The 10,430-nt window shown below is 56.7% G+C and carries 2 protein-coding genes and 1 pseudogene; all 3 read left to right on the top strand.

Annotated elements, in window-relative coordinates; all coding sequences use genetic code 11:
- Positions 1–50 precede the first annotated feature (50 nt).
- Positions 51–7,358 (top strand): DUF823/DUF824 repeat adhesin RatB, encoded by a 7,308-nt coding sequence (gene ratB, locus ACLJRS_RS21120; protein ID WP_000837129.1) that lies wholly within the window; start codon positions 51–53, stop codon positions 7,356–7,358.
- A gap of 14 nt (positions 7,359–7,372) precedes the next feature.
- A pseudogene (locus ACLJRS_RS21115) lies at positions 7,373–7,459 on the top strand (IS1 family transposase); the annotation flags it as partial.
- A 559-nt stretch (positions 7,460–8,018) separates the two neighbouring features.
- Positions 8,019–10,430 (top strand): autotransporter-associated beta strand repeat-containing protein (locus tag ACLJRS_RS21110; protein WP_410957896.1); only part of this gene is annotated, 2,412 nt, incomplete at its 3' end.

Here is a 10,430-nt window from a genome sequence, read left to right as displayed (position 1 = left end):
TGTATTCATGGAATGAACTGCAACGAAATGGACTTTTCTCAGGTACGTCAGTGAAATCGAAAAAGTGTGTCGGTTTTTTACCCTGGCTGCTGCTATGCGCCCTCAGTTTAACGCCTTTCTTCGCGCAGGCCGTGCGAAGCAGCGGCGCATGGCAGGAACTCACTGAGCAAACTGCGGCTATTAATGGCACTCCGCCTCAGGCCGACAGTGTAACGATCCCGGTATATCAGGGCAGCGTGCAGTTGCGCTCTGATGCGGCGAATCCTGTTGACTACTCCGCGAAGCCCAGCCAGTTCAGCACCAGTGATGCTGGCAGCGCGCTGACCTTAACCAATCCGCACGACACCGAAGGCGATATCTTCGCCGTGCCGCCGCTGGTCTGGCAGGCTGAACGCGCGCCCACCGTCACGCTGGTGTGGGCCGACGCCGCCACGCCGGACACGCCGCTTGATCCACAACCCGTCAGCAATATAAGTTTCTGCGCGCAGAATCTGGCGGGCCGCCATCTGGTGGTCTGGTCGCAACTGGATACCTCAACCGCCATACCGCCGCTGTGGTTGCTTACCCGCACCGGCGTGCCTTATAACACGGCGGTCGAAGTGCTTGATCAAAAGTTTGCCGTGGATATCGCGCCCGCCGTGGGCGACCCGGTAACGCTCGCCGCCGATCATCTGGATGAGTCGCTCAACGCCGCGAAGGTCAAAGCGGGCGAAAGCATCATGCTGACGGTAACGACCAAAGACTGCGGCGGCGAACCGGAGGGCAACGTTGATTTCGTGATTACCCGCGGCGACGCGCAAAACCGCCAGGGCGTGGTAAACAATGCCGCGCCGGTGCGCGTCGGCAACACCGAACTGACCACCACCGCCACGGAATATCACGGTACGACCAACGCCGAGGGCGTGGCGACCGTGGTCGTCACCCAGGCGAACGGCCCGGGCGTTAAAACGCCGCTGATAGCGCACCCGTCGAGCGCGCCAGCGCTGAAAGCCAGCGTGGACGTGATTTTTACCACCCTCACCAGCCCGGACAGCAGCAGCGCCAACATGTACGGTCATATGGCAGAGACGTCCACCGCCACGGTGGACGGCGCAAGCTACACCTTTTACCGCCCCAAACTGGCGGCGGAAACCGACGGTGAAGACCGCACCGCCAGCATCAACAATGAAACCTGGGCGCAGTTCAACTGGGGCCACGCCGACGCGCACTGCGATATTCTGCCGGATGCACGCCAACTGGAAGGGTTAAAAATTGCGCGCGGCGATCTGGCCACCACCCTCGGCTGGCCGGTAGGGCTGACATCCGGTGACGAAGAGTACTGGTCCTCCTCCCAGGGATCGACTGCCACTGACCATATCAGCATTGATATGCGCAGCCGCGCCCTTACGCAGATGCCGGACGCCACGCAATCGCTGGTTAGCTGCGTGGATAAAGCCCCGCCTGCGGTCACGCCGAAATTAGTGATTAGCGCCGATAATTTTGATTCAACGGTCAACGCGGCGAAAGTGAAGGTGGGCGAAGAGATCAACATGAAGATCACCGTCACCGACAGCGCCACCAATAAACCGCTGCCTTATCGCTACTTTAACGTCTACCTGGGCGACGAGCAAAATCGCCAGAATCAAAAGAACGCCGATATTGATAGCGGGCATCAGTGGACGGATGATCCGGTAATTATCACCAATCTGGCAGGCAGCGACGGCCACTATCATGGCGTCACCGACGCCAACGGTCAGTTCTCGCTGGTGTTGACTCAGGATAAGGGTGCGGGCGTATTAACCCCGGTGCGCGTGGTGCTGTTCGACGGCACGGAAGCGACGCAGAACGTGATTTTTACCGTCGTCACCAGCCCGGACGTGGCGCAGGCGCGCATGTGGGGCCATATGCAGGGCGTGGTGGAAGCGGGCAATATCTACAAACGCCCGCTGCTGGCAGAAGAGGCCGCGCAGGATACCGGTTCCGAATTTGAGAATAACGAATACTGGGCGACGTTTAACTCGGTAACGGCGGCGACGAACCAGTGCGGTACCGGCCAGGTGCCGGGGCAACTGCTATTGGATACGCTGTATCAGGCCCATTCCGGTAACGCGATGGAAACGACCTACGGCTGGCCGACGCAGAAACACAGCTATATCGCGGCGGATACTGATGGTTCCACCACCGCGCACGTCAACCTGGCGACCGGCGCGGACAGCATGTTCAGCGGCGCCGAACCGAACTATCTCTCCTGCTCCGGCAATGAGTTGGTGACCAGTCTGGACGTTTACTTTAATGGCGATGAGTCGTTACGTAATGCGGTAGCCAAAGTCGGCGAACAAATCACGATGAACGTCCATTCCGTTAATGCGCTGAACGGGTTAAGTGTGCCCAACGCCAGCTTTACCGTCACCATGTCGCACGGCAAAAATCGCGACAACGCCACCACGGGCTTTACCGATCCCAGCGACGGAACGCTGGTGATGGGCGGAACGCCTTTCGGCTCTTCCCAGGCGTCGATGACGTACCAGGGCATGACCGATGCCGAGGGCAACGCCACGCTGGTGATTGAACAGCCGCAGGGCGTGGGCTTGCTGACGCCGTTGAGCGTACTGCCGGTCAACTCACTGATTACCACGCCCGTCAACCGCAGCGTGAAATTTACCGTTCCCACCAGCCCCGATACGCCGGAGGCGCAGATGTGGGGCCATATGGCGGACACGCTCACCGTAAGTGATATGGAATTCCAGCGGCCAAAGCTGGCGGCGGAAGCGACTGCCGCCACCCGTACCCAGGAGCAGGATAACGAAACCTGGGCGCGCGTCAGCCACGCCGACGCGCTGAATAACCCCAACGCCGGGGGCTGCGAGGCCGGCCATCTGCCGCGCGCCGATCAGCTTGCCGCACTGTATGCCTCCAGCGACGGCAATAAAATCCACACCGTATCCGGCTGGCCGACGACGTATGACTACTGGTCTTCCACCTTCGCCAGCGCCGCTACATGGCAGGCGGTATCACTGGCTGCGGGCGGCTATACCGCTTCCGGCGATGCGTCGGACTACGTGAGCTGTCTGGTCAGCAAAAATCCGACGGCGGCGTCTATCACCATTGAGCCGGTGGATGCGGCATTGTGGTATAACGCAAACAGCGAACACGCGGTGAAGGTGAAAAAGGGCGATACGCTCCAGCTTAAAGTGACGGTAAAAGACGCCAGCGGCAATCCGCTGCCGCAAGCGCCGTTCGTGTTAAGCCGCGGCGACGGCTATACCCGCCAGGGGGAGAAACATATCGCCGGTAGCGGCGACGGCATCGTCTCGGCGGTGGTGATTGACGGCGATTCGCTCAACGACAGCGCCACCCAAATCGGCGGTATGACCGGTGAAAACGGCAGCAAAATCATCAACGTCACCCGCCCGGATGCCCACGGGACGAAAGTCGCGATTACGGCGGCGCTGTACAATAACGCCAGCGCGACGGCCAGCATCGATACTATTTTTACCGTGGTCACCAGCCCGGACAGCGACAAAGCCAAAATGTGGGGCCATATGCCGGAAACGACGACGGCGGCCAACGGCGAGGTGTTTAAGCGCCCGCTGTTATCGGCTGAAATCGCCAGCGGCGTTACCCACGGCGACAATACGGAAAACAACGAAGCGTGGGGAATCGTCGATTTTGAAATGGCGAACGACGCCTGCGGCGCGGGATACGTGCCGACCCTTGCCGATATGCAATCGCTGTACGACGCCAGGCCCGGCGGCGCCATGAATACCCAGCAGGGCTGGCCGCTGGATGGTAAAAACTACCAGGACAGCACCGCCGATTTGAGCCGGAGTACGCAAAACCGCTACGTTAAGTCGATTAATCTGCGCGACGGCGGCGTCGGTTCGCTATTGTGGAATGAACAACTCTATTTTGTCTGCCTGCAAAACGCCCATCCGGCGGCGACGCAGATAACGCTCACTTCGCCTGTGTATAACGACAGCGACGGATTCGCCAAAGCGAAAGTCGGCGAGACCATCCCGGTCATCATCACCACGCGGGATGCCCAGGGCAACCCGGCCGCCGACACGCCGGTTATCTTTACGCGCGGCGACAGCGTCGGGCGCGCGAATCAGGAGGTGAATAGCTCGGCGGCGGCGGATATACAGATAAACCACAGCGACGGGCGTAGCAGCGGCGCTAACTATTACACCGCCACGGGCGCCGACGGCACGCTGACGCTGAATATCAGCCAGGACAGCGGCGCGGGCTTTAAAACGCCGCTGACGGCGGCGATAGAACACAACGGCGTAACGAGCGCGCCGCTGCCAGTCATCTTTACCGTGGTCACCAGTCCGGACACGCCGAAGGCCAACTACTGGGGCCATATGGCGGAAACGCTGACCGACAGCAGCGGCGTGGCGTACAGGCGTCCGCTGCTGGCCAGCGAGTTTAGCGCTACGCCCGGCAAAACGCTGACCATCGCCAACGGCTACTACGACAAAGGCGAAACCTGGGGCATGATAACCGTCGATAAAGCCTGGAACGGCACCGGTGGCGGCTGTGGGCGCGACACGCTACCGACCGTAGCCAACCTCCAGACGCTGTACGGGACATACCCGGATAACGCCATGCGCAGCCGTAACGGCTGGCCGATGACCAGTTCAGGCAACAACAACGTCAGCCGCTACTGGTGGGCGGGGGATTACGTGATATCGTCAGACGGCACGAAGTCGCTCTACGCGGCGGTCAACCTGTTTAACGACGGCAATGATGTCAAAACGACGACCAGCACCTCGATGTACTACATGCAGACCTGTCTTGCCTCGCCGCGCAGCGCCGCCGCCAGCCTGACGCTGACGCTGGCAGGCCAGGATGAAACCACCGGAAGCGCAAAGGCGAAGAAGGGCGAGCAGATGGCCGCCACCATCGACGTGAAAGACGCCGCAGGTCAGCCGATGAAAAACGTGATGGTGAAAATCAGCCGCGGATCTTCGTACAATCGCGCCAACAGCGCCACATCGTCCTCAAGCATCACAGACGATATTACGCTGCGTAATGTGATGCCGTCCGGCCTGGCGACATACCTGCTGGATACGTCGGCGAAATATCTGTATGCGCAAACTGATGCCCAGGGACAGGTGACATTTACCCTTGCGCAGGACAGTACCGCCGGTTTAAAAACCACTATCAGCGCCGCCACGATGGACGGCAGCAACCTGACAGACAGCAAAGACGCAATCTTTACCGTAGTGACCAGCCCGGACAGCGATAAGGCCAAATACTGGGGCCATATGCCGGAAACCTTTATCAACAGTAAGGGGGTTGAATTTAAGCGACCGCTGCTGCGCGCTGAACTTTCTTCAACGGCGGACACGTCGGGTTATACGGAAAATAACGAGACCTGGTATACCTGGAGCCGTTATCCGAATATGTATCAGGACACCGCCAGCCCGTGCGATCGGCTGGGGTTGCCGACGGTAAATGATTTACAGACGCTATATACCGATTATCCCAATGGCGCACTCACGACAACGCTTGGCCTACCGGTGGCATCAGGAAAATATTGGGGGGCGGGTAACTCAGTACCGGATGCCACGCACTCAGACAGTCAGTTTCAGTATGTCAGACTCAGCGATAATAATACGCTGACAACCAAAGCCAATACCGCCACGGCGCAGCTTTGTCTGGCAAAGCGCCGGGACTTGTCGATAGAACTCACCTCCAGCGACATGGATGCGGATAAAGGCGCTCCAGTGGCGAAGAAGGGCGAGAGCCTGCCGTTGACCGTCACTGTGAGGGATGGTTCCGGCACGCCGCAGCCCAATACCGCTATCCGTTTGGGACGAACGCTTTCGATAGACCGGGCGGGTGTCGTTGATGGCAGTTCCGGCGGAGGCATGGTACTCACATCGGTTGCGCCGTCTACGGGCTCAATGACGTTTAACTGCACGGTATCTTCGTGCACAAGTTATTGGTATGGCATTACGGATGAGGATGGTAAAGCGCAACTCGAAGTGACGCAGGATGATTCCCGTGGCCTGAGAACACCGCTACAGGCGATGCTTGTCGACGATCCGCTGACAGTTAGCGATATGGACGTCATTTTCACCGTCATTACCAGCCCGGACAGCGATAAAGCCAAATACTGGGGACACATGCCGGAAACCGTGACCAACAGCGCGGGCGTGAAGTTCCGGCGTCCGCTGCTGGCGGCGGAGATGACGTCGAATAGCGGTACTTACCTGGTTAACAATGAAACATGGCCCTTAGTCACCGCAGCGAACACTGAAAAAGCGGGCGCAACCGGCTGTGATGCGGAATACCAGCCGTTGTCGGGCGATCTGCAAACGTTGTATAGCGACAATCCTAACGGCGCAATCGGTACAAATTACGGCTGGCCGGTGGCGGGGAACAAATCCTGGTGGGCGGCGGATCGTGCGCCGAATACCGGATATTACCAATTTATAAACCTGAATAGCGGCGGTAAGGGCACCGCCAGTTCATCGACTGCCACCGGCGCTCAGGTGTGTCTGGTCGAGCCGCGTACTTCTACTCCTGCCAGTATTACGCTGACCTCGACGGCGATGGACAGCGCGAAAAATGCGGCGGTAGTGGCGAAGGGAAGCGCGATGCCGTTAACGGTGACGGTAAAAGATAGCAGCGGTAACCCGGTCGCCAACGTCGGTTTTACGTTGTCACGTGGCGATTCGAAAAATCGGGCAGGTATGGTGATAACGGATGGCGACGTGGCAGCGGATGCCGGAGCAGACGATCTCATGCTTAAAGAGCTGACTCCCGCAAGCGCCAGCCAAAGTATGACCACCACCGGGATTGTCTTTACCGGCACTACCGGCAGCGACGGTACGGCAACGTTTACGCTTAATCAGGATAAAAGCCTGGGGTTGAAAACGCCACTCACGGTGAAAGTGACGGACAATACGACTCTTCACGCATCGCTGGATGTGATTTTTATGGTACTTACCAGCCCGGATACGGATAAAGCGTTGTTCTGGGGAAATATGTCGGATACGACATCCGTCAACGGAAAAACGCTGCATCGTCCGTGGCTTCAGGCTGAGATGCTGTCAGGCGTGACGCCAGTATTTACCAACGGAGTGCATGCAAATAACGAGTACTGGGCGATGGCGCATACGGTGGACAACACGAAATGGGATATTGCCAAACAGTGCGGTAGCCTTAGCAAAGCACCGGATAATAACGACCTGTTGACGCTGTATCATTCAATTAGCTCGTTAGGCTGGCCGACGCTGGGCTATCCCTATTTATCTAAATCAACCTCGAGCGGCGGCATGTATTGCGGCGTAGATGAGAATACTAAGAGTCAAAACTGCGCCATTAAGCCGGCAGGCTCAGCGGGTTATGCGACGTGCGTGGAGTAACGTATTATGCGTCTGGCACGAAAATAATCTGCTTTTCACGTTCAATTGAGCTTCATGAAAAAGTGAAAGTAGCATTCATTGAAAAGTATATGTTCTGCTAATTGGCGCCACCACCGTTTGCCGCGCGTGTGTAAAAGCGCCGTCTCCCTTCTGCAACCCGGCATCTGGCGCTACGTATATACTCTAAATAATTCGAGTTGCAGGAAGGCGGCAAGCGAGCGAATCCCCAGGAGCTTACTAAAGTAAGTGACTGGGGTGAGGGAACGCAGCCGCAGCACATGCAACTTGAAGTATGACGAGTATATTTAAAATAACGCCAGGTGTCGCATGATAATCACACCTTTTTGTTTCACGCATTTATTTATTTTAATATATGAAGTTATTAAATGTTATTCACAACATAAATATTTATTAAATGGATGAATGTATTTATATCAATTATAAATCAACCAGAAATTGACCTGGCATTGAAATAAGCCTTGAAATTAGTTAATAATTTGGCTTGGATAATATATTGTTTCAGGTGATTGCAACCATTCATAGAGCTGTATTTTTGTTATTTATTATTTAACTCATTGATAATGTAGCATTTAAAGGCTATTTGCAGCCCAATCAAAATCCAGTTTGCTTCGTGAACGTTATTAAAGGGAAATTTAAAAATTGAACAGGACTTACAGTATTGTCTGGAGCGCCGTGCGAAATATGTATGTCGTGGCTTCAGAACTGGCGCGAGGCCACAGCAAAGTTAAAGCGCAAGTATGCGCGAGTGAAATCCATTCCCTAAACAAAAAGTCCGAATATGGACAAATAATAAAAGCAACGCGCGCGGCGCTGGCTTGCGCCGTGGCTGCAGCGCTCGGATTTTTCAGCCCGCTGGCCATGGCCGACAATCAGGTATCATATGCTGATGCGCAGACCCACGTTCTGGATGCGTCAACGCCGCCGATGAGCTATTCGGGCACCGATGAAGGCGCGGCGCTATATGTCTCGGGTGTCGCCACCGTCGGCTGGCAGCCCACCACGGTCACAGGGACGGGGCTCGTCATTGAAACAAGCGGAGGCGGGGCTGATGATCCGGATGGCGGTAAGTATGTTTCCAACGCCATTTCGCTGGATCATTACGCTATCCTTGAGCTTACCGACGCGAAGATAACCACTACGGGTATTTATACCCAGGGTATTTCCGCAGCGGATGGCAGCAAACTGACGTTAACAGACAGTACGCTAACGATTGACGGCAATTTCGGCGTAATGACGTTGTATACGGGTTCAGAAGCAACGCTGGACGGTACCATCGTTGAGGCAGCTAACAGCAGCAGCGCGCAGGTGCAACAAGGCAGTACGCTGAACGTGCTGGACGGTAGCACAATCACCCTGGCGCAAGGCCAGATAAACGTTGTTGCCGGAAACACCGCGACAGACGAGGGTTCCACCCTGAACCTGTCTGATAGCTCGGTCAGCTCTGCAGGTACGATGAGCACCATCCAGGGTACCAATAAGGCCGCTCTTAATCTCACCAACGCGACCATAACACATACCAATGCCAGCGGCGCGGCGGTACAGGCCAATAACGCCACTACCCTGGATATTACAGGCGGCAACATTACCTCTGCCGGTACGGGCGTGTATATTCTGGCGTCGGACGCCAGGATCGACGGCGCCACCATCAACGCCGACGGCGACGGTATCTTTATAACCAGCAAAAGAAAACTCGACGGGTATGAGGATCTCAACGCGCTGACGGTCAACAAAGCACAGGTTAATTCAGACACGATTGCGCTGCATGTGGACACTGGCACGACGATTAACGCTCCTATCGTGCTGACCGACAGCACATTTGAAGCGCCGGAAGTGATCAAGCTTGGCAGCAAGGTGGTAATTCAGGCCAACAATACGACATTGATCGGTGACGTTGCTCAGAGTGACATGTCATCGTCATCGCTCTCTTTAAGCCAGGGGTCCACGTTAACCGGTAGTGTAGATGCGATGTTTACTACGCTGTCGCTCGACGACACCAGCCAGTGGAACATGACCGACCCGTCAACCGTCGGCAATCTGACCAACGACGGCGATATTACGCTGGGCAACGCGAGCGGTTCGACAGGTACGCTGCTGACGGTGGACAATACCCTGACTTTGCAGGACGACAGCCAGATAAACGCGACGCTGGATACCGCCAACAGCTCGCCAATTATCAAAGCCGCCAACGTCACGCTGGGCGGGACGCTGAACCTTAGCTCAACGGCCACCTTTGTCGCGCCCGAAACCGACGAACACTTTGGATCGATCACGCTGATTGATTCGCAAAGCGCAATCACTACCGATTTTGACAGCGTAACGCTGGATGCCGACACCTCCGCTATGCCGGATTACCTGACGATCAACGCGGGCGTTGATGCGAATGATAATACCAACTACGAGTTGTCTACGGGCTTGAGTTGGTACGCGGGCGCAAATTCTGCGCGCGCTGCGCATGGCACTTTTACCGTTGATGCAGGCAGTACCTTTACCGTCACCAGCGAACTGGACGAAACCACGGCGACCTCCAACTGGAACGGCAGCAAGCTAACCAAACAAGGCGACGGCACGCTGATCCTCAGCAACACCGGCAACGACTACGGCGACACTGAAATTGACGGCGGCATTCTGGCCGCCAAAGACGCCGCCGCGCTCGGCACTGGCGATGTGACGATTGCAGAAAGCGCAACGCTTGCGCTGAGCCAGGGCACGCTGGATAACAACGTGACCGGCGGGGGCCAAATTGTCAAAAGCGGTAGCGATGATCTGATCGTGACCGGCGATAACAATTACTCCGGCGGCACCACCATTACCGGCGGTACGCTGACGGCTGACCATGCGGATTCGCTGGGCAGCGGCGATATCGACAACAGCGGCGTGCTTAAGGTGGGCGAAGGCGATCTGGAAAATACGCTTTCCGGCAGCGGTTCGCTGGTGAAAACCGGTACCGGCGAGCTGACGTTAAGCGGCGGCAACGATTACTCCGGCGGCACCACCATTACCGGCGGTACGCTGACGGCTGACCATGCGGATTCGCTGGGCAGCGGCGATATC

The organism is Salmonella sp. SAL00670 (assembly GCF_046552235.1).
GTDB classification, from domain to species: Bacteria; Pseudomonadota; Gammaproteobacteria; order Enterobacterales; family Enterobacteriaceae; genus Salmonella; species Salmonella enterica.
The sequence above is the reverse complement of the archived record's forward strand: the minus strand, read 5'-3'. Positions and strand labels throughout refer to the sequence as shown.